Source organism: Pseudomonas cichorii, assembly GCF_015471405.1.
Taxonomy (GTDB): Bacteria; Pseudomonadota; Gammaproteobacteria; order Pseudomonadales; family Pseudomonadaceae; genus Aquipseudomonas; species Aquipseudomonas serbiensis.
On the sequence record NZ_BLVZ01000009.1, the window covers coordinates 184,528 to 204,723 of the forward strand.

The 20,196-nt window shown below is 58.9% G+C and carries 16 protein-coding genes and 1 pseudogene; all 17 read right to left on the reverse strand.

Features of this window, described 5'->3' with window-relative positions; all coding sequences use genetic code 11:
* Positions 1 to 40: 40 nt before the first annotated feature.
* The 17 genes and pseudogenes from JL015_RS16165 to JL015_RS16245 all read right to left on the reverse strand — a co-directional run bounded on the left by JL015_RS16165 (position 41) and on the right by JL015_RS16245 (position 20,131).
* Entirely contained in the window at positions 41 to 541 is a 501-nt protein-coding gene (locus JL015_RS16165; protein ID WP_025260439.1) for a hypothetical protein, read from the reverse strand.
* Positions 542 to 548: 7 nt separating this feature from the next.
* Positions 549 to 1,283, reverse strand: a complete 735-nt coding sequence (locus JL015_RS16170; RefSeq protein ID WP_201019163.1) for a hypothetical protein — start codon at positions 1,281 to 1,283, stop codon at positions 549 to 551.
* 33 nt (positions 1,284 to 1,316) lie between these two features.
* Complete coding sequence (locus JL015_RS16175; RefSeq protein WP_236250231.1) at positions 1,317 to 2,768, reverse strand: formylglycine-generating enzyme family protein; 1,452 nt, start codon at positions 2,766 to 2,768, stop codon at positions 1,317 to 1,319.
* An 85-nt stretch (positions 2,769 to 2,853) separates the two neighbouring features.
* A complete protein-coding gene (locus JL015_RS16180) occupies positions 2,854 to 4,077 on the reverse strand; it encodes an FtsX-like permease family protein (RefSeq protein ID WP_201019165.1) in 1,224 nt (407 codons plus the stop codon).
* Entirely contained in the window at positions 4,061 to 4,753 is a 693-nt protein-coding gene (locus JL015_RS16185; RefSeq protein WP_122321365.1) for an ABC transporter ATP-binding protein, read from the reverse strand. The genes JL015_RS16180 and JL015_RS16185 overlap by 17 nt, the downstream gene beginning before the upstream one ends.
* A 1-nt stretch (position 4,754) precedes the next feature.
* Positions 4,755 to 6,734 carry a vWA domain-containing protein gene (locus JL015_RS16190; RefSeq protein WP_374063432.1) on the reverse strand — a complete coding sequence of 660 codons (1,980 nt, stop codon included), beginning with the start codon at positions 6,732 to 6,734 and terminating at the stop codon, positions 4,755 to 4,757.
* Positions 6,735 to 6,736: 2 nt separating this feature from the next.
* Positions 6,737 to 7,777 carry a hypothetical protein gene (locus JL015_RS16195; RefSeq protein ID WP_201019167.1) on the reverse strand — a complete coding sequence of 347 codons (1,041 nt, stop codon included), beginning with the start codon at positions 7,775 to 7,777 and terminating at the stop codon, positions 6,737 to 6,739.
* Between the two features lie 3 nt (positions 7,778 to 7,780).
* Positions 7,781 to 10,474, reverse strand: a complete 2,694-nt coding sequence (locus JL015_RS16200) for a putative virulence factor (RefSeq protein WP_201019168.1) — start codon at positions 10,472 to 10,474, stop codon at positions 7,781 to 7,783.
* A complete protein-coding gene (locus JL015_RS16205; protein ID WP_201019169.1) occupies positions 10,471 to 13,608 on the reverse strand; it encodes a virulence factor SrfB in 3,138 nt (1,045 codons plus the stop codon). The genes JL015_RS16200 and JL015_RS16205 overlap by 4 nt, the downstream gene beginning before the upstream one ends.
* Before the next feature lie 11 nt (positions 13,609 to 13,619).
* The gene (locus JL015_RS16210; protein WP_201019229.1) at positions 13,620 to 14,954 is read right to left on the reverse strand and encodes an SrfA family protein; all 1,335 of its coding nucleotides are present in this window, start codon (positions 14,952 to 14,954) and stop codon (positions 13,620 to 13,622) included.
* Positions 14,955 to 15,032: 78 nt separating this feature from the next.
* Positions 15,033 to 15,623 (reverse strand): annotated as a pseudogene (locus JL015_RS16215) (SrfA family protein); the annotation flags it as partial.
* 242 nt (positions 15,624 to 15,865) lie between these two features.
* Entirely contained in the window at positions 15,866 to 16,054 is a 189-nt protein-coding gene (locus JL015_RS16220) for a hypothetical protein (protein WP_201019170.1), read from the reverse strand.
* Between the two features lie 113 nt (positions 16,055 to 16,167).
* Complete coding sequence (locus JL015_RS16225) at positions 16,168 to 17,001, reverse strand: ABC transporter substrate-binding protein (RefSeq protein WP_025260428.1); 834 nt, start codon at positions 16,999 to 17,001, stop codon at positions 16,168 to 16,170.
* Between the two features lie 68 nt (positions 17,002 to 17,069).
* A complete protein-coding gene (locus JL015_RS16230) occupies positions 17,070 to 17,798 on the reverse strand; it encodes an amino acid ABC transporter ATP-binding protein (RefSeq protein WP_177434620.1) in 729 nt (242 codons plus the stop codon).
* A 22-nt stretch (positions 17,799 to 17,820) separates the two neighbouring features.
* Positions 17,821 to 18,564, reverse strand: a complete 744-nt coding sequence (locus JL015_RS16235; RefSeq protein WP_201019171.1) for an amino acid ABC transporter permease — start codon at positions 18,562 to 18,564, stop codon at positions 17,821 to 17,823.
* Positions 18,565 to 18,570: 6 nt separating this feature from the next.
* Positions 18,571 to 19,272 (reverse strand): amino acid ABC transporter permease, encoded by a 702-nt coding sequence (locus JL015_RS16240; protein ID WP_095066991.1) that lies wholly within the window; start codon positions 19,270 to 19,272, stop codon positions 18,571 to 18,573.
* A gap of 106 nt (positions 19,273 to 19,378) precedes the next feature.
* Entirely contained in the window at positions 19,379 to 20,131 is a 753-nt protein-coding gene (locus tag JL015_RS16245; protein ID WP_095067017.1) for an SDR family oxidoreductase, read from the reverse strand.
* Positions 20,132 to 20,196: the final 65 nt, after the last annotated feature.

Below are 20,196 nucleotides of genomic sequence, written 5' to 3' on the forward strand. Positions count from 1 at the left end.
TCCAGAACAGGAAGAGGCCCCGCAGGGCCTCAAGAAAGGGTCATTCGTAGCCGAGGCTGAGTTGCAGCCTTGAAACCTTCTGCTGCAGGGTTTTGAGCTCCAGCTTGCGGGCTTCGATTACTGACGGATCTGTGCTGGCGGTGAGTTTTTTCTGAGCGGCCATCTGTTTTTCCAGGTCGGCGATCTGCTGTTGAACCTGGGACTTGTTGGCATGACGGGTCTTGAGCTGACCCAGCAGTTTGCTCATGGACGTGTCCAGCACGGCCTGTTGGCGTTGTTGTTCGGCCAGGTTTTTGCTGGTGGCTTGCTGTTGGGCCACCAGATTGTCGTAGACCTCGTGGAAGGCGGCGTTTTCGTTGCGTGCCGCCGCCAATGCCTGCTCACGCTGGCGGATCTGGTCGCTGTAGCCACCCGAATGATCGCAGTTCATCTTGGTGATCAGGCTGGCCTCGGTATTGTTTGAGTCGCAGCTACCAGGTTGAGTGGCACAGCCACCCAACAGCAACAGCCCTGAACTGACCAGCAATGCGCGAATGATCATGTCCACCTCAACCCAGAGTGATAGCCGAGCGCTGGCTATAAAGGCCGTCGACTTCCTTTTGCAGGGACGCGACCTTGGTGTTCATTTTGGCAATTTCACCTTCGATTTCGGTAACTTGCTTGCCGCCGCCGTTGGTACGCTCGAGTTGCGCGGTTTTCTGGTATTCGGTCACTTTGTTGCGCATGCCGTCCAGGTCCTTGCGCATTTGCGTGATGTTACTGTCGACGCTGGCGATTTCCTGCTGGGCCTTGGCCTTGTCCACGGTCTTGTTCTGGATTGACTTCTGTATATCGGCGATACGTCCTTTGTCGTCGTTGATCACCTGCTGCAGGGTGGCGGTACGCAAGGCGACTTTATCGGTATCGGCTTTGACTTCGTCATTCATCAACTGCAGACGCTGGGTCGTGTTGGAGTACTGGCTGCGGCGATAGTCGTAGTAATAGTTGGCACCCATGGCCACGCCGCATGCGGCGATACCGGCTACCACCATGCATTTGACCTTGTCGTTGGGGTTGGCCACTGCGCACGCCAGAATGCCCACTCCTGCAGCGCCGGCACAGGCTGTCAGGCCCGAGGAGGAGAAGAACTTGGCGTCGGCGCTCTGGGTCAGGCGAGGGTCGGGTGCCGTGCCGGTCTCGCCAAGCATATTGCTGCCTGTGTGAGCGCAACCGCCCAGTACCAGACTGACGGACAGAAACAGGCCCAGCATGGCCTTGGGAAGATAATCACATACTTGTTTCATGCTACAGCTCCTGGTGGTAAACGGTGCATCGAATTACTGACTGACGGCCTTGCAGCGGCCAAGCCAGGCATCGGTGTCGATTTTCTGGGTTTTGAGAAAGGCCTGCTGATTGACCCAGTGGGTCTGCAGATACGGCTTGAGCTCTTTGAGCTGTTCGTTGCGGGCGACGATTTCACCCATGACCGGTACTTGTCGGGCCAACAGCGGTTCGCCATAAAGGGTGCCGGAATCCACCAGACTGCTGGCGTAGTAGCGGCTTAGCTTGTGCAGACGATCTTTCTGTTCGTCGAGTTTGCTTTTGCGCATCGGGCAACTGCTGTCCTGCTCGCTTGCCGAGCAGTTGAGCTCGTAGTTCTTCTGCAGGAAGTCCAGGTACTTGCCGTCGTCGAGCATCTTGGTGCACAGGAACGCACCCAGATTGAGGCTGGCGCGTATGGCCTGGTCACGGGTTTCTTCCTGCTGCTGGTTGCTGGCGCGCAGCTGGTTTTCCAGGGTCTTGAGCTGTTCCTTCAAGGCTTCGTCGGCAACCCCCGAAGCCAGAGTGCCAAGCGCCTGCACGGCATTCTTGTCGTTACCTTGAGCTGCTTCGCCACTGCCGGTGCCAAGTTTTTTCCAGCTGCTTTCAATACTGCTGACCCGCTCGCGGGAGGTGAGAGTGCTGGACACCAGTGCCAGACGCAGACCTGTAGTCTTGCTGGTAGCGGCGGTCTTGTCTTCGTAGTAATTGCGCTCCTTGCGCAAAGCGCTACGCAATTCACCCTGGGCCGTGCGGTAGTCGCCACCGCGCACCACATAGCCACCGGCCTGACCGTGCTGGCGGTCGAGCTTGTTCAGGCGGAACGGCTCGAACATCATCTCATCGATGTTGCCGAGCATATCGTGCAGGCCCAGGGGGTTGGGCTTGAGCAGGCCCGCCAGTTGCAATTGGCCGTTGGAAGACTGGGCACCGGCGAACCATTCATAAGCGTTCAGTCCGTCTGGCATCGGATAGCGCAGATCCCGGAACTCGGCAGTGCTGACATTCAGCCCGCCGCGAGCTGCAAACTCCCATTCCACTTCGGTCGGCAAACGCACAAAACCGGCCACTCCATCTTCCTTAGGCAACTTGTCGGCTGCGTTCTGGCGCAACCACAGGTTGTATTTGTCGGCGGCTTTCATGGCCTGCATCCAGCTCAGGGAGACTGCTGGAAAGCGTTGCTTGTTCGAGGGCGTCGGACATTCTGCCTGCGTCAGGGCGCGGTATTGCAGGTCCGTCATCTCGTATTTGGCCAGCAGGTAGTAACGCGATTTGGCGGTTTTCTCGGCGGTGAAGCTGCCCGCTATGAATGCCGGGTGAGTCTGTTCCACATAGCCCCATTCGCTGTTGTCGCCACCTATATTGATGGGGTAGTCGTCCAGCGGGCCTGCCAGGGGAATGAATACTTTGCGAAACACCATGGCGCCGTCGCAAGGCATGGGCAATACCACATCTTCTGCAGCGGGCATTGGGTTGTAGAGTTTCTCTTCCCAGGCAGCCGAAGCCTGAAGGCTGGCCAGGGCTAGTGGCACAAACAGCAAGTGGCGCCAGTGTCTAGAGTTCACGAAGACTCTCCGCAGGTTGGATTCTGATAGCCCGTGTGGCACCGACCAGTGCGACCAGCGCCGCGACTGCAAGGGCGAGCGCCAGCGCTGCCAGGCCGTGCAAAGGGGTGATGTGGCAAACGAAACTGCCGGTGATGCGTTGTCCACCCAGTAGTTGGTTAAAGGCCTGGCTTCCGGCAAGGTAGAAACACAGGCCGCCGAGGTAGCCTGCCAATGCGAGCACTACGGCTTGCAAGACCACGTAGCCTGCAACGGCCGGGCCGGTAAAACCCAGAAGTCGCAACAAAGCCAGGCTGCGGCGCTTGCGATCGATATTGGCGAGAAAGGCGCCCACCAACGAAGCGATACAGCCCAGCAAGGCTGCACCGGCAATGACTCCGAAGATCACACCCAGCACATGGTTTATCGCTTTGACATTCTCGATATCGGCCAGTCGACTACCGGTTTCAATGTGCTGTGCGTTCAGCCAGCGCTCCAGCGGCGCGACACTTTCGATGTCTCGTGCATACAGGCGGGCGCGAGCATAGCGGGGCGTCAGGCGTTCTGATGGCTGGCCGCTTGTGGCGCCAAGGGCATCGACCGCATAGCCATCGCGAAAGCGCTCCAGTTGCAGCAGCAGTTCGGGATGGACGAATGCCGCCGGACGCGAAAAGCCCGCAGCGGGCAGGGTGGCAACCAGGGTCAGGGAGGTTTCGCCTCTTTCAAGGGCTCCGTCCAGACGTCGCTGCACACGCAGGCGCAGAGTATCGCCGGTTATCAGGGAAAGACGTTCGGCAGCTGCAGAGCTGAGAATCACCTGGTCAGGCAGAAGTGCGCTGGCAGGCATGTTCAATAACGGGTCTGCGACAGCGGTGGGAATGATTTCGGCGTTGTCGACAAAACGGCCTTTGCTGCCGATCAGGTCGGCTTGGGTATTGAGCGAGCGGGTCATACCAAGGGCAAAACCGGTTTCCGGCCGCTGTTGCAGTGCGCTCAGCCATTGCTGGTCATAGTTGCCGCTGCTCAATAGCTTGATTTCCAGATTGCGTGGGTCGCGAAGTAACTCACCCTGCAACTGGCTGACCACGCCATGCTTGAGTCCGAACAACAACAGCAGGGGAGCAATCACTGCCACCAGCGAGGCCGCTATGCACAAGGACACCTTTCGGTCATGCCAGAGGTCGGCCAGAGCCAGGCCTGCCAACAGGCAGAGGCGCTCAATGGACCGTTTCAAAGCGCGTTTCCCCCGGCAGGTTGACTGCACTCAGGCGCGGCAGACCGAAGCTGTCCACCAGCCCCCAGTCATGGGAAACCACCAGCGCGCTGAGGCCCAGTTCGTCCACCAGCCCGAGCAGCAACTCGAACAGTTGTCGTGCATTGTGGGGGTCGAGTGCCGCTGTGGGTTCGTCAGCCAGCAGGAGTTGCGGTTGATGGGCAATGGCGCGCACGCAGGCAACCCGTTGCCGCTCACCGATGGACAGCGCCTGAGGCAGTTTTTCCAGCAAGGGTTCCAGATGCAGAGCCGCGATGGCCCGTTCTACATGATCGCTTTTGTTGCTCAGCCCCAGCAGGCGCCTGGGCAGGTTGATATTGTCCCGGACCTTGAGGAAAGGCAGCAGCCCGCCGCTTTGCAGCACAAAACCCAGTGAACGGGCGCGCACATCGGCCAGTGCCACTTGATCGTCGGCGGCCAGCAGGGCAGCAATGTCCTGACTGCCCAACTGATACTGTCCAAGTGCGTCGGGAGCCAGCAGTAGCCCCAGCGTTTCGAGCAATGTGCTTTTGCCGCAACCGCTCTCACCAGTAATCGCCAGCACTGCGCCGCGTGCCAGATTCAACTCTGGCACATGAACCCGGTGCGCACTTGCGCCGACTCCTCGCTGTATCTTCAGTCCCTTGATCCGGAGCATGTCAGGGCATCATTTCCAGCGGCACGGGGTAGACGTTGTCACGGGCGTCGCTACCTTCTGCCAGTGATACCCAGCGGTCCACATCGGCGTTGTACACCTGGTAATGGCGCAGTTTGGTCGACAGGGTGCGGATGAATTTCTCCTGAGCCAGGCCATCCCAGCTTTTCCAGGTTTCTTCATCCAGGTTCAATACTTCACTGTGGTAGGGCAGGTCTTCCAGGTACTCTCCCAGCACGCCGAGCTCCGACAGTTTGGCGGTGCCGTTCTGCTTGAGCTGGTTGGGGTCGGTGCCCATGGTGGCGGCAACCGAACGCAGGCGGTCGAACATTTCGCTCGGGGAAATCAGGCCTTCGTTGGCGGCATCGAGGATTTTTTTCAGCACGTCGCTGAGGTCACTGAGTTGTGCCTTGGTCAGCAGCACCCGCACATCAGTGGTCGGGACGTTCTGTTTGATCGGGTCACGGTCAGCGATCCATGCCTGGAAGACCGGCGGTGCCTGAGTGCCGGTTTTCTCACCCAGATAGGCCAGGCGCATGGCATGACCGATCAGCGCCGCATCGTCGAGCATCTTCTGTTCGGCGGGGGTGGCCTTGGCGTTCATGGCACTGCCAATGGCATCGTCGCCCATGTAGGCGGCTTTCACCTGGCTGGTAATGGCGCTGGCCAGGGTATCGACCTTGCTGCCAAAGGTATTCAGGTCGCCGGCATCCACCGGGTAGTACAACGAAGTGTTGGTGCCGCTGTAGGTGGACAGCGCCTGATACTGGGCCTCGGCCTTGGCGTGATCCTTGACGCCGGCAGCGGTTTTCAAGTGCAGGGTGTAGATGGCCACGCCAGGGTTACTGGCTTCGATGCGCACCTGCTCGGCATTCAGCCCTGTCTTGGACAGTTTGTCGTCTCCCTCCAGAGCGCCAGCATCGGTAATCAGAACTACATAGCGAGCGCCGAAGGGGCTCCAGTCCACCTGCTCAATTGCCTGCATGACGCCGGCATACGAGTCTTCGTCGAAGCTTTTGCTCGATACTTTCGCCTGCTTGAGATCGGCGGCCTTGGCCAGGAAGTCATCACCGTCTTTCACGGTATTGGGGTCGGCGTACATCTTGGTGACATATTCCAGGCCTGGTACTGCCTGGGTGCTGGAGCGGAACGCGACCAGACCGAACTTCACCTGGCGGCCAAGGTTTTCCTTGGCAATCTGTGCATAGACCTTGCTGATGGCTTCGCGAGTACGCTCGATGTAAGGGTCCATGGATATGGTCGAATCGATCACGAACACTACTGCGGCGCTGAACTCCCTGAGCTGGCTGGCGGCGTCTACAGGCGGCTGCCCCTGACCCTGTGCTGCACCGGTCTGGCCTGCTTGTCCGACATTTGCCGAATCAGCCTTGCTGACCGAGGCGACATTGAGAATGCGGGTGCGAAAGCCTGCCTCGGTCATGACTTCTTCGCCACTGAGGACCGGCAGCAGGTAGAACTGCTTTTGCATGTCGATGAAGTATTCAGGCTCCTGGGCCAGTACACCCGGCGCAAGGGTGTTTTGCTTGAGCTTGGCCCGCAGCGGGGCAACATGGCTTACCGGGTCCGGCGCATCGAGGATGCCTTCAAGGGTCTTGCGCTCCTTGAAGAACATCAACCGGTCGCGGTTGGCCGGGTTGGTGAAGGCCAAGGTCAACTGCATCTTCCAGTCCACAGTGCAGGCTGCAGGCAACCAGCCGCTGGTCTTGCCGAAACTGTCCGGGCCGACCTTCAGCCATTCAGCATTACCAGTGGTGGCATGCTCATAGACATAGAAGCGGCTGAACGCCGGTTGCTCCGCGCCGGGAGCGCCACCGGCGGCTGTGCTCAAGTGGCATCCGGGCGTGGTGAGTACGCGCTGGAAAAGGGTTTTCTTGCCTTCCTGCAGCAGCGGTTTGTCGGCGGCCAAGGCATAGCCGCTGCTCAAACACAGGCAGGCGGCGAGAGTCAGGGAAGCATTGCGCAGGCTCACGGCTTGAGTTCCTTCAGACGTTGTGCAGCTTCGGCGTTGTCGGCCTGATAGCTGAGGATGGTCTCGTACCAGTAAGCGGCAGTGGCATTGTCCGGGGTGGCGAAGCAGGCGCTGGGTTGCAGGTACTTGGGGTCGTACTCGCGGGCATAGGCTTGAGCCACTTCGACATTTCCAGCCTGGGCGCGATTGGCGTACAGCCGCTGCGCGACACCGCATTGCTTGTTGGTCTTTGCCAGCTCGATGACCTTGAGCAGTGCCGCGCTGTCCGGTGCCTGCTTTATGCAGCCCTGGACAAAGTTCAGTTCAGTTTCGCTGCTCAATGCTTCGACGCTGCAGGGCACCGCGGCCACTGCCGGGGCAGGCGCAGGTTCTGCGATGACCGCTGGGGTAGTCGGAACTACGACGGGCTCGGGAGCAACTGGCTGTTTGAGCCAGAACCACAGACCTGCCGCGATAGCCAACAAGACCAGAAGGCCGATCAGCAACAGGGGCAGGCGGCTTTTGGTCGGTTGTGGTGCTGCTGACGGTGCCGGTGGTGTTGGTTCAGCGATGGGCTCCGGCGGCGGTTGTACTTCCTCTGGCTGTTCTGCCTCTGGTTCGAGAACCGGTTGTGGTATTGCCTGGGGCTGCGCAAGGCTGACAGTGGTTTGCGCTGCACCGACACCGGTTGCACTCACTGCAAGAGATGAGTTCAAGCCGGGAGCAAGGCGCATAGGGTTTTCATCTTCGGTGCTGCCATCCGGGCTGCGCAGGCGAAAATTGAATACACCAGTGGCTGAACTCAGCAGTAACGGGTCGACGATTTCCGGGCCAGCCTGATAGCTGATCGAGTCGCCATCGGCATCTTCCACGAAATGCTGAGCGAACCAGCAGGGTGCATTGCCCCATTGCTGGTCGTGTTGCAGGTAGTAGTCATCCTGGTTGCGCTGAATGGCGAACTCCAGGTTGCCAGCATCATGTTCCCAGCCACGTACTTGAAGAAAGGCGCGCCCTGGAGCGGGGGTTGCCAAGGGAGTGAGCTTGATCGTGATGGACATGAATTATCTCGTTTTGAAGGCCTGGATGACCCGGCCCAGGGCCTCGTTCTGCTCAGGCGTGATTTCTTTGCCCTTGCGATGGCCCACATTGTTCTGGGTATGAATGGCAATGCCGGAAATCCAGTCATCGGCAAAGATCACGCTTTGGTCGTCGGCTTGCGGTGCCAGAAGCGGGAAACGCCCCGGCATTTCCTTCTGATAGAAGGAGAACAGCGGCTGCTTTGCGCCCAGAAGGCCTGCAGGCCGCTGACTGGCTGGCTGTGCGGTATGACCGAACCAGGCGGCAAAGTCGTTGAGCAGCAGTTGTGCCGTCAGCACCTGTCGCTGAACCAGATTTTCCCTGCGCACACCGCTCTGCGCGCGCTTGAGCAGGGCCTGGCTGAGCTGCAAGGGCAGGTCCAGGCGTTCGGCGCAGACCACCAGCTCCTTGACCAGCAAGGCAATGGCTTCGGACGGCAACTCCAGCAGGTCCAGCAAATGCTGGCGACGGCTGAGGCCACGCAAGTGCGTTGCCCACAGGTTGAATGCGGCGCGGGCAAAGCGGTGTTCATGGCTCTGGTATTGCGGCGCGGCCACTGCGACAGGCGGCGCTTCGGCTGCCGGGGTAACCGCATCACCGAAAATGTCGTATTCCACTTCCGGGGCGCTGTTGGCGGGGGCCGCTTCGGTGGTTTCGGTAGCCGGGTTGTCGAAGTCACCGTTCAGATAGAGGTCACGCAACTGGTCTTCCGGCACCGCCATGTAGGCAAGTAGTTCACCCAGTACGTATTTACCGTGCTTGGTGGTGGCGAAGGGGCGGACGATCAGGTTGGCGATGGCTTTTTTCTTGGCGCGTTCATCCTCGCCACCGGCTTCGTAGTACTCCTCAAGGCGTGGCAGCAATTTCACCATCAAGTCATCCAGTTGCTCTTCGATACGCTGCAACTTGAAGTTGATGTCGGCCACTGGCGTGAAGGCGGTACTGAAGCGGCTCATACCGCCATCATTGATCTTGAGCATCGCCTGCCAGGCATCCAGCGGTTCGGCGACGTGGCGCTTGACCAGTTCGTTGTTGCTGAATGCTTCCTGCAAGGCCTGCAAGGCGGCCTTGGATGATTCATTGAAGCCGAGTTCTTCACCACTTGTCGCCAGGTCGATGAAGCTCGTCTTGAAGCGTGGCTTGCGTACCAGATAGGTGTTCTTGAACGGTGTGTTACCCCACTGTTTCATCCACTCTTCGTTGCCGAAGCGCTCGATCATGGTCAGCTTGAGCATGTTGTCGCAGGACTCGGGAAACTGCACGGTCTCGCCATTCAGCGCGCCGCCGATGAAGCCGTCACACATGGTCAAGGCCCAGATCAACCCGCTGGCACGACCATCCCGCTGTTGGGCGCTGGTGCCCTGGGTCTTGTCGATCCAGCTCTTGAGCACTGGCCCCACGCTGACCACTTCGCTCTGCTTGAAGCTGCTGGTGCACATGACCAGCGCGTTCATTTCCTGCTCATTGGTGTAGCGCTCGAACAGGTAGGCTACCTTGCCGCGCAGCAGCAGCTTTGCAACCGGGTTGTTGGTTGCGCCACTGCTGTCCACTTCGCTGGCTTCGTCGATGCTCATCAGTTTCTGGCGGCTGCGATAGCCGGGGAAGTCCAGCAGATCGACGCTGTTGACGATGGAGTTGGCCGGTTCGTTGTCCAGACGGAAAATCAGCTCGTTGGTAAGTGCCGCCAGTTCGGCCCTGCTTACCGATACAGGCGTACGCAGGTTGCTTTCATGGGCCGGACGGACTTCCAGTGCGCTGTCACCGCTACCGCCCAGGCGGCTGAGGATGTCCACGTTGATGATGCTGTTGGTCTGGATCATCTGGCCGTCACGCTCGCTGACCAGTGCTGTGATCGGTGCGAAGACCGTTTCGGCCAGACCAAGGCGGTGCAGGGCGGCTGCCAGTTGCTCATAGGTTTCGGTCATCTTGTTGATGCCGCCCCACAACAGGGAGAACAACTGAGCGCGTTCGCGAACCGACAGCCTTGGAGCCAGCTTGACCACCCGTGGCCAGTAGCGGGCATTCAGTGGGCGTACGGCGTTGGGGTAGTTGTGTTCCAGATAGTCCCAGAGCAGCACGACGTCATCGCTGTTGACCCCCGGCGTCGGTTCGGTCGCTGCATGATCTTCAAAGCGTTGCAGCAAAGCGTCGATGTGTGAGTCGGTGATCTGGCTGTTCAGGCGCTGATGATCGAAGTCCTCGAACCATGCATTGGCCAGAATAATGGCGATCTCGATCTCGCGGAACAGACGCAACTCCACCGGATACTGAGGGTCCTTGCCGGGCTCGGCACGGCGGGTAAAGCGGGTGACCAGACCGGTAGCCTCCTTGCCGCCACCCACTGGATTTACATGCTTGATGAAATCCAGTGACTGGGTGCCGAACTGGGTCAGAAGCTGGCCCTTGCTGTCGGCAGCCAGGGCGGAAATCAGGTAGCTCTTGCCTGCCTGGGACAAACCGAAGAAACCTATGCCCATGGGCGTTGTGGAGACGCGACCCAGGCTGCGTGCCAGATTGCGGGCGCGGTGCAGGTCGCGATTGAGCGGGACGGCCTTGGCCGCTACTTCCTCGACTTTGCCCGCCACTTCTTCCACCCAGTCCAGGGCCAGGCCAGCGCCCTTGTGTACTGATGTCCATGCGTGTGCGAGTTGAATCTGTTCGGTGGTCAGAGTAGTCATTTCGGACTCACGCTCCCGCTGTCGAGCCAATAGTTGGAGGCACCGCCTTCAGCGCTCAACATGGTGTAGAGCTGCAGCCTCACGTCCTTACGGTCGAAGGATTGATCCAGGACGTTGCTTTCGATGTTGTCGTCGATCACCAGTGTCTCGGCGATAATGTCGGCGTCGCTGCGGTCTGCGTCGGCGCTCTCTACGCGAAAGCGCAACAGCAGGCAGGCTTCTTTACCGTCGGTTGTTGGTTTTCCCACCAGTTTGCGAGTGCCGCGCTCAGTGAGTTCGATCAGGTACAGCGGTGCCGCGACCCAGCGTTCTGCATTCAACTGGCGATAACCCAGGCGCGTCTTGCCCAGTACCCGCAGTTGTGGACCTTCCAGTTGTGGTTCGTGCAGTTGCAGGAACTCATTGCCCAGGGCGTCGCTCTTGATCACGTCCCGGTAGAGCATGTCGTGGTCGATGACCAGATTGTTTTCGTCCAGCTTTCCGATATGGCGCATGGTCGAGTACGGCTTGAGGCGGCCAACGCTGAAATAGAAGTTCGACACTTTGCGCTGCTCGCTGAGCAGGCACAGCATGGCACCAACGGCTGCCGTGCTCTTTGGGTCGTCGATCTGGCCATTGCGGTGGAACGGGTACCAGCCGCCAGTGCGATAACCGTTCATAGGCACGATGCGTCCCGGAGGCAGTGGCACCTTTCGGCGTATGTAAGCCTGCACGCCCGGCAAGCGCGATGGCCGACCGGTCAGCAGCAGCGCGTCGCAAGGGTACTGGAACACCACTTCGCACAGGGCATCGAGAATCTTGCTCAGGTTGATCTGGCCTTTGAGGAAGGCCTGATGAATGGCAGGCAAGTCGATGCGCAGCACGACCTTGCTTAGGTCGAAGCCGTCACGGCCACCATCGATACGGCGTACGCCACCGGCCACGTATTCATGGATACGTTCGCTGATCGCGTCTTTTTCCAGCAGTTCGGCGAAGCTGTAGTCATGGACCGGGCTTGGCAATTCCGGGTCGTATGCCTCGTAGTCCTTGAGCAGGCGCAGGCCCAGAGGAACAAACACTTGCAGGTTCAGTTGCTGGCGCAGAATGGCGTCCTGAGCACTGGTACTTTCATCGCCGCACAACCGCGAAAGCAGCGAGCGTGGCGATACCACGCCGAAGTCCTTGAGTGCCTGTTCCAGCGGCGGCAGTACGAAACGCTGAATGATATCCAGCAGGATGTCATCACCGGCGACCTTGAAGCTGTCCCGAAAGCGCTGCTCGGGGATGATCGATACGTTACTGCCGCTTGCATGCTCGGCACCACGCTCCAGCGCGTAATCGGTGATGACCAGATCGGTGGTGCCGCCACCGATATCGATGCTGGCAAGGGTGATCTGTTCCCGATTGGACTTGTCCGGGCGTGCGAGGGTGTCGAAGAACTCCTGGGCATGACCGGCAAAGTTTTCGCGGATTTCGGTGTACAGGTAAACCAGTTGGCCACAGGTAGCTTCATCCCATTCCACTTTTACCCTTGGCAATGGGACCCGTGGCGCCGGTACCGTTGAATTCAGGCCCTTGGCCTTGCTCGGGTCGAGGTCGCCTTCGTGCCAGCCCATGCATTTCCAGACCAGCGCCAGGGCTTGTAGCAGACGGTCATTGAGCAGGCTGCGCTCGACTTGCGGCATGCCCGGCGGCACGGTCAGGGTGATGCTGGACAACTGGCGTGGCCGCTGGGTGTGGCCCATGCGGGTCCGCTGCGCCGGGCTGTTGATCTGCGACAGAGCCTGGGTCAGCACCTCGGCGAGCATGAACGTCATCAGCGCGCTGCGTGAGTACTGTGGGGAGAACGCGGGCAGGCGATCGTCCTCGTTCTTGAGCTTGTAGAACGCCTGGCCGAGTTTGGTGATCTTGTGTGAGAAGGGCGCAGCAGTGGCTTTGGGCTCGTTGTCGGTCTGCACGTAGGAATTGTTGAAGCGCCAACCGTGGGTGTAGGCGTTTTCATCCCAGAGATAACGCTTGGGGCTCGATAGACCGGTCGAGCCCTCTGTGCCACGGCGGCGTGCGGACAAACGTCCTGCTTCGACCCCGACGCGGGCGATGGTCGGCCACTGGAAAGCGTCATGGCGACCGCTTTGTACCGAAAAGTTTTCCTTGCCGAAGGCTGCCTGGGAAAACTCGATCCTGCTTTCAAAGGGTTGGTTGTAAACCCGCTCTGAACGTACTAGGTCACGTATCTGCAGGATGTAGTTGTGCTTCATCCCATCGCCGGATTGCCCGTGATTCTCGATCAGGATGCCGCAGGTGCGTGAGTTGCCGACGTCCAGCACCAGATCCACTGGAATGGGCGGGTCGATGGAGTCGACGCCGTTGGCGGTGAGCTTGACCTCCGGCACCTCGATGCGTGCGGGCTCGCTGGTACGCTGCTCGGGAATTGGCCGGGCCATCAGGCTCAGCAGGTTCAGGTAGTGACCAATGTGGCGCTGCTCGATCAGTTCTTCGTCGATGTCTTCGCTGGGACGATGCTTGTTGCTTTCGCGATAGATTTCCGCCAGCCAGTCCTGCACCCATTTCTGGTCCAGAAACCAGCGGCTCTGACGTGCATGGCACGCCAGACGGAAAGATGAACCGGCATTGATGTCGTCGCGGGTAGGTGCCAGATACTGCATGCCTGCTGCCGAGGCCATGGCACGAGTGTCGAACGCCAGGGTCAGGCGGTGAGTGTTGCCGTCTACATCGGCTTGCTCAAGCTCGACCAGGCGCGCTCTTGCCCAGTTGGTCGGGCCTTCGTCATAACGCTCTGGCGGCAGGAAACGAAAGAAGGGGACGGGCAGCCACAATCCATCGAGCAGCCTGAGGCTGGTCTGCATGCTCAGAGTCAGATCTTCGTCGTCGACTTCACTGATCAGGCGTTCCTGAGCCTGTGACTGTGCCAGCCTTTCGCCGGATTGGCTGGCCGTGCCCACCGGGCCGAAGTGGAAGTACTGTTTGCTTTCCTGATTCTGCAACAGGCGTGCGATCAAGGTGTTGCCCATCCTGGCAAAGCGCCCGGCGGGTTCGTTACGCAGATCAAGCTTGACCGCGAAGTCCATGAACTGGAGCCCGCTGTCATTGATCAGGTGGACGGTTTCTTCAAATTGAGTCAGTTCTGGCAGCATGGGTCCAGCCTTTATTCGCGCCGCATGGACATGGGGAATTGAGTGTTGCCGTAGTTGCCCTGGCAATCCGCGATGCTTTGGGCACCTGGTTTGCAGGACACTTGTGGCATGTCATAGCGACTGCCGTCGGTGCAGTTGGCTTGATCCTGGCTGTTGATGCCCAGGCTTCCGCCATTCATGGCGGCATTGACCGCACCTGTACAGGACACACCGTCAGGACGGCGGATAGTGACGTTGCCCTTGCCTTTCTCGAATGCATACTGGAGGCGCAAGGGTCTTGAAGTCTTGGCATCCATTATGCCTGCACCTGCACGGTAGTTGCCGTTGAGGAAGGAGGCCGGGCCTTCGGCTGTGTCCTGTGGAATGCTTAACGGTTCGCCAGGCGTTCCGGATTGCGGTGTCTGGGCTCCGGCTGTCGGTTGTTCTGCTGGGAGTTCAGGTGCAGCTTCGGATTCGGCTGCAGCGGTTTCGCTGGCTTGAGGCTGTGCTGTCGGCTCAGGCGCTATCGATGCTGGATCGGTCGTCTGTGTCTGAGGCTGAGTGGTGCTCACAGTGGCCCTGCTGGTTGGCAGTGTCGAACCATTGAGCGCTATGCCATCTACTGGATGGCTACTTGCACTGATGGTGTTTGTGTTTGTGGAGATACCTGTCGGTGGTATTGAAAGGCCGCCCACAGGCAACGTTGCCGTTGGCAAGCAACCGCGAAGCAGGCCGAACAACAGTAAGGCCAGCAACAAGAGCAGCAGTGGCCATAACCACCAGAAGCGACGCCACCAAGGGCGCAGAACAACAGGAGTTGCTGTCATCTGGGGCGTAGCTGGACTTGCAGACGGTGTCGAGTCGGGTGATGGGGCATGGGCCTTTGGCTGTTGTGTCAAAAAGTACAGTGGTTCACGATTACGATCTGTTTCAGTTTTTACGAAACCCCAGAAAGTCAGCACCGGCTGCAGGTAGGACTCGTTATCGCCGTTGGCATTGGTACGTGTTGTCTGGACCAGATACACATAGCTTTCGTCTGGTGCATGCGAAACCAGCCCCAGCAATTTGCCAAATATGGCCTGGTCGCTTTGCCCATCCTTTTTACCCGCCTGCACAAGCGCCTGACTCATCGCAGCGATGTTTTCCTTGAAACGGGACAGTTGGGCCCGTGCTGCGTTGCGCTCGTCTTCGTTGGCCGAACTCCAGGGCACTACATCGCCTGGAACCGGGCTATACCAGTCGATCACACTGCCCTGTTCGTTGCTTTTGGGCACGGCAAGGAATCTGGACAGGGAGGGATCTTTACGAGCGAGTGCTGAAATGAGCTGCAAGGCAGATTTGTATACCGCCTGCCCGGTTTCACCCATTGCTATGAGTTCGTCACTTTTGCCCGTACGAAGCAATGGATTAGGCTGGCCAGATGTAACGGAGGTGGTTGTAATCTGCGGTTTCGTCACATCTGCAGCAGATGCCGGACTTGGTGAGGAGGAGATGTCTGGGACGATTGGACTCTGGGCCAGAAAATATAGCGGGTCATGATAGCGGTCGGCTTCGCTCTTTACGAAACCCCAGAAAGTCAGCACCGGCTGTATGCAGGGTTCGTTGCCGCCGTTGGTTTCAGTGCGAGTTGTCTGGACCAGATACAGGTAGTCTTCGGCAGGTGCATGAGGAATCAGCCCCAGCAATTTTCCAAAGATGATCTGGTCTCTTTGCTCATCCTTGTTTGCGGCCTGAACCAAGGCTTTGCTCATGCCTGCGACGGCGTCCTTGAATCGGAGCAGTTGTGCCCTGGCGTCGTCGCGCTCGTCTTCGCTTGCCGAACTCCAGGGCACCACGTCGCCGGGGACCGGGCTGTACCAGTCGATCACGCTGCCTTGCTCGTTGCTTTTGGGCACGGCAAGGAATCTGGCCAGAGAGGGATCTTTGCGGGTGAGGGCTGCGATTAACTGCAGGGCGGCTTTGTAAACGGATTGCCCGGTTTCGCCTACAGCGATGAATTCGTCACTTTTGCCCGTACGAAGCAGCGCAGCCTGCATGCTTTACATTCCCTTGTAATTCAATCCGTTGGCGAAGCAATGATGCTGCCGCAAGGCGCAACAGTAATGGCAAAGTGATGTTTACGTCAATTTTTATACAAAAGGTTTCCGGGCCGTGATGAAAAATCATCAGCGGGTCTTTTCGGGCAGTTTTGGCGGGTAGACGGCGTATTGCCGGGGGGAGGAAGTGTGCAGCGATACGGTGTTTTTGGCTGTTATTGCGGTGGTTAACCTCGTATGACTCACCCCGCCAAAGCCATCCTCAACGCCACTGCCACCTCAAGCAGTCTGTGCGCCTGCAGGCTGACCTTTGCGGCCAGTTCGTCATTGCCTGCGTCTTTGAGCATGGGCACCAGATCAAGCAGTCGGCCGACTTCGGTCTCGATACCGCGAATGGAGTCTGACACTTGATATTGAAGCGAATGTGCCATCTTTGTCTGTCTCCGGTTTTACATGCAACCGGATGCTACAGGCTCTTGTTTCATAACAGAACCCGAAAAAGAAACGCCCTGCAAAAGCAGGGCGTTTGGGACTTATGCGTCGATCAAGGCAATGGATCGAACTTCAGGCTGCTCAGGCTTTGTACCTTGTCTTCGCGCACCATCTTGTATTCGGTGTTCGGGCCAATCCAGCGGTCCCAGATGGCGTCGATTTCGCCTGCGTCGTCCATGGCTTTCAGGGACTCGTTGACCTTGGCCAGGAAAGCGGGCTCACCTTTGCGCATACCGGCACCAATCGGCTCCAGCGCCATCGGTTCTTTGACGATTGCCAGCTCCACCCCTGAGGCCTTGGCCTGGTTGACCAGCTTGATGGCGGTCATGGTGTTGGTGACCAGGCCCAGAACCTTGTTCTGTTGCAGGGCCATGTAAGCAGAACCTGTGTCCTGGAAGGTCACCGGCACTGCGCCAGCGATGCGGATCGATTGCTCGGAGGTGGAGCCTTTGGTGGAGCTGATGCGCTTGCCCTTGAAGAAGGCCTTGTCCTTGTCAGCGTTGACGGCATGCACTACCAGTGTTTCCTTGGCGATGTAGTAGGGGTCGCTGAACTGGATCTGATCGGCGCGGGTCTGGGTGTAGGCCAGGTTGGCGAACAGCACATCGACGCGGCCCATTTTCACTTCCGGAACCCGTGCTTCCACCGACATCGGCTTGAGCTCCAGCTTCACGCCCAGTTTTTTCGCCAGCGCGGTACACAGATCGACATCCATGCCCACCAGCTCACGGGTTTTCGGGTCCGGTGCGGAGAAGGGCGGAACGTCGGCATACACGCCGCAGCTCATGGATTGTCTGGCCATGATGTCGCTCAATTGATCGGCATGGGCCAGGGTTACTGCCAAGGGACTCAACGCTACAGCGGCGAACAGATGCTTCATACGCATGGGGAACTCCAGAAGATTAAGGATCAGTAATCGGTCCAGCGGCAGCTCTTGCAAATCGTTCTTGCCAATCAATGGGCACGCAAGTCAGCGATGAAACGCTGTGCGCGCGGGTGTCGGGGCTGGCTGAAAAAGCTTTCCGGGTCGCTTTTTTCCAGAATCTGTCCGGCATCCATGAACCAGATGGTGTCAGCGACTTCGCGGGCGAAGTTCATTTCGTGGGTCACGCACATCATGGTCATGCCGTCCTTTGCCAGGCCCTTCATCACGCTCAACACTTCGCCGACCATTTCCGGGTCCAGGGCACTGGTGGGTTCGTCGAACAACATGACCGGTGGCTCCATGGCCAGCGCACGGGCAATCGCCACGCGCTGCTGTTGGCCGCCGGACAATTGCGCGGGATAGGCGCCGGCCTTGTGCGCCAGGCCGACACGCTCCAGCAGTTGCATTGCGCGTTGTTTTGCCGCCGAGCCCTTGAGGCCGAGAGTCTTGGTGGGCGACAGGATGATGTTGTCCAGCACCGACAAATGCGGAAACAGGTTGAAGCTCTGGAATACGAAGCCCACCCGGCTGCGCAGCCGGTTCACGTTGGCGTCGGTGCCGTTCACGTCCTGTCCGTCGAACAGGATCTGGCCTTCCTGAATGTCTTCCAGGCGGTTGACGGTGCGAATCAGCGTCGACTTGCCCGAGCCGGAAGGGCCGCACAGCACCACGACTTCACCGGTATTCACCTGGGCGGTGAGATTGGTCAGGGCCTGGTACTCGCCGTACCACTTGTTGACGTTGGAAAACATGATCATTGGACGCATGAGTCAGCCCTCTTCAATTGATAGGGGTAGGCAAAGGGCTGTCGGTAACGGCAGCAACGGTGGTGCCCTGGCGCTTGCGGGCGATGCGACGCTCCAGCCAGTCGGCCAGATGGGTCAGGCCAAAACAGAGCAGGTAGTAAATGACCGCCAGAATGAAGAACACCTGGAAGGGCTTGGTCAGTAACTGGTTGTTCACCTGATTGGCGGCGAAGGTTATTTCCTGAACGTTGATCACATAGCCCAGCGAGGTTTCCTTGATGATGGAAATGAACTGGCTGAGCAGGCTGGGCAGCGCGTTATAAAGCGCCTGAGGCAGGATCACCCAGACCGTGGTACGCATGTAGCCCATGCCCAGAGCACGGGAAGCCTCGTACTGGCCGTTCGGCAACGCCTGGATGCTGCCGCGAATGATTTCGCACAGATAGGCACTCTGGTAGATGACCAGGGTGCAGAGCATGGTGGTGAAGCCGGTGATGTTGTGGCCGATGATCAAGGGCACCAGGAAGTAGGTCCAGAAGATCACCATCAGCAGCGGAATGCCGCGCAGCACATAGACCCAGACGGTAGAGAACCAGCGCAGTGCTTTCCAGGGCGACGTCCTTGCCAGTGCCAGCAACAGGCCGAGGGGGAAGGCGAACAGCAGCGCCAGAATCGCCAGGATCAGGGTGCTCGCCAGGCCGCCCAAAGGGCCGTGAGGGTATTGGCCGATCAGGAACAGCGTCCAGTTCTGCTGGAGAATCGTGAAGATATCGAACATGGTCGCTTACCTCGCCAAAGCTTTGTTGAATCGCTTGGCCAGCAGGGCACCGAGGGCCATCAGCAGCAGCGAAAAGGCCAGGTACACCACCGAAGCCACCAGAAAGGCTTCAAAGGTGCGGAAGGTGTAGTTCTCGACTTCCCGCGTTGCGTAAGTCAGCTCCATGACACCGATGGCCATGGCCAGGCTGGTGTTCTTGAACAACAGCACCGTATGGTTGATCAGCGATGGCAGGCAGTTGCGCACGCCTTGCGGCAGGATCACGTAACGCATCGAGCGTACATAGCCCATGCCCAGCGCCCGAGAAGCCTCGGTCTGTCCGGCAGGAATGGCGCGCAGGCCGCTGCGGATGTCTTCGCTGAAATACGCGGCCTGGCACAGGCCAAGGGCAATGATCGAGAACAGGTATTCGGTGTTGTAACCTGCCAGCCAGATTTGTGTGGAGCTGGACAGCAGGGTCGGGATGCCGAAATACCAGAGCATCAACTGCACCAGTGTCGGCACGTTGCGGTGGTAGGAGACATAGGCCGCTACCAGACGATTGGCGTATTTGTTACCGGTCAGGCGCACGGTCACCAGCACAAGCGCGAGGGCCATGGCCAGACACCAGGCGAACAAAGCCAGTTGCAGCGTCATTTCGATGCCCTTGAGGATCAGCTCGGCGTATTCGCCTTGCAGGATCGGGGCTAAATCGAAGTCTTGCTTCATGGTCAATCCCTATCAGCATGGGTAGGGGCAGAAAAAATGCCGGGCGTCCGGCCCGGCCAGGGAGCATGTGACGGATTGATCCGTTCTGTTCTCGGGGGTGACGCTTTCAGCCCTGATAGTCCTGTGGGCGTGCAGTGGACAGGCCGCCAGGCACTTGCAGCGTCGGGGTGATTTCCATATGGCCGATGTTCATGGACACCGGCGCGGCAATCGCGAAGGCGATGGCATTGGCGATATCGGCGGCGACGGGTAGCTCGAAACCTTCGACGAAGCGCTTGTAGGTCTCTTCGGAGTCGCCATGGACGTGGGCGAAGATGTCGGTGGCGACCCGGCCCGGACAGATCTCGGTGACCCGCACACGCTTGCCGAAGGCATCGATGCGCAACTGGCGAGAAAGCATGCTCACCGCCGCCTTGGTGGCGTGGTAGGTCGAGTTACCGCCAAAGTTATAGGCTGCGGCAATCGAGCTGATATTGATGATATGGCCACTGTCGCGTTCGACCATGCCTGGCAAGGCCAGGCGTGCCAGATGCAGCACGGCACGCAGGTTGACGTCGATCAGGAAGTCGATGCCCTCGGCGTCAGCCTTTAGGATCGAGCCCGGACGGTCGACGCCGGCGTTGTTGACCAGAATGTCGAAGTTGTATTGCCCGAACAGTGCCGTCAGCCCGGCCAGATCGGTGACATCGATTGCGTGTGCGATGCAGCCGGTGCGTGCTGAAAGATCGGCCAGCTTGTCGGCGCTGCGGGCCAGCGCGTGAACTTCGATACCTTCCTGGCACAGACGCTCAACCACAGCGGCACCGATGCCGGAAGATGCGCCCGTGACCAGCGCGGTTTTGTAATCGGAAAATGGCATTGCGTTTACCTCTGAATGCTGTGTGTTGCTCATGCATCGACTCTATCCAGCACAAACCCCGGCGA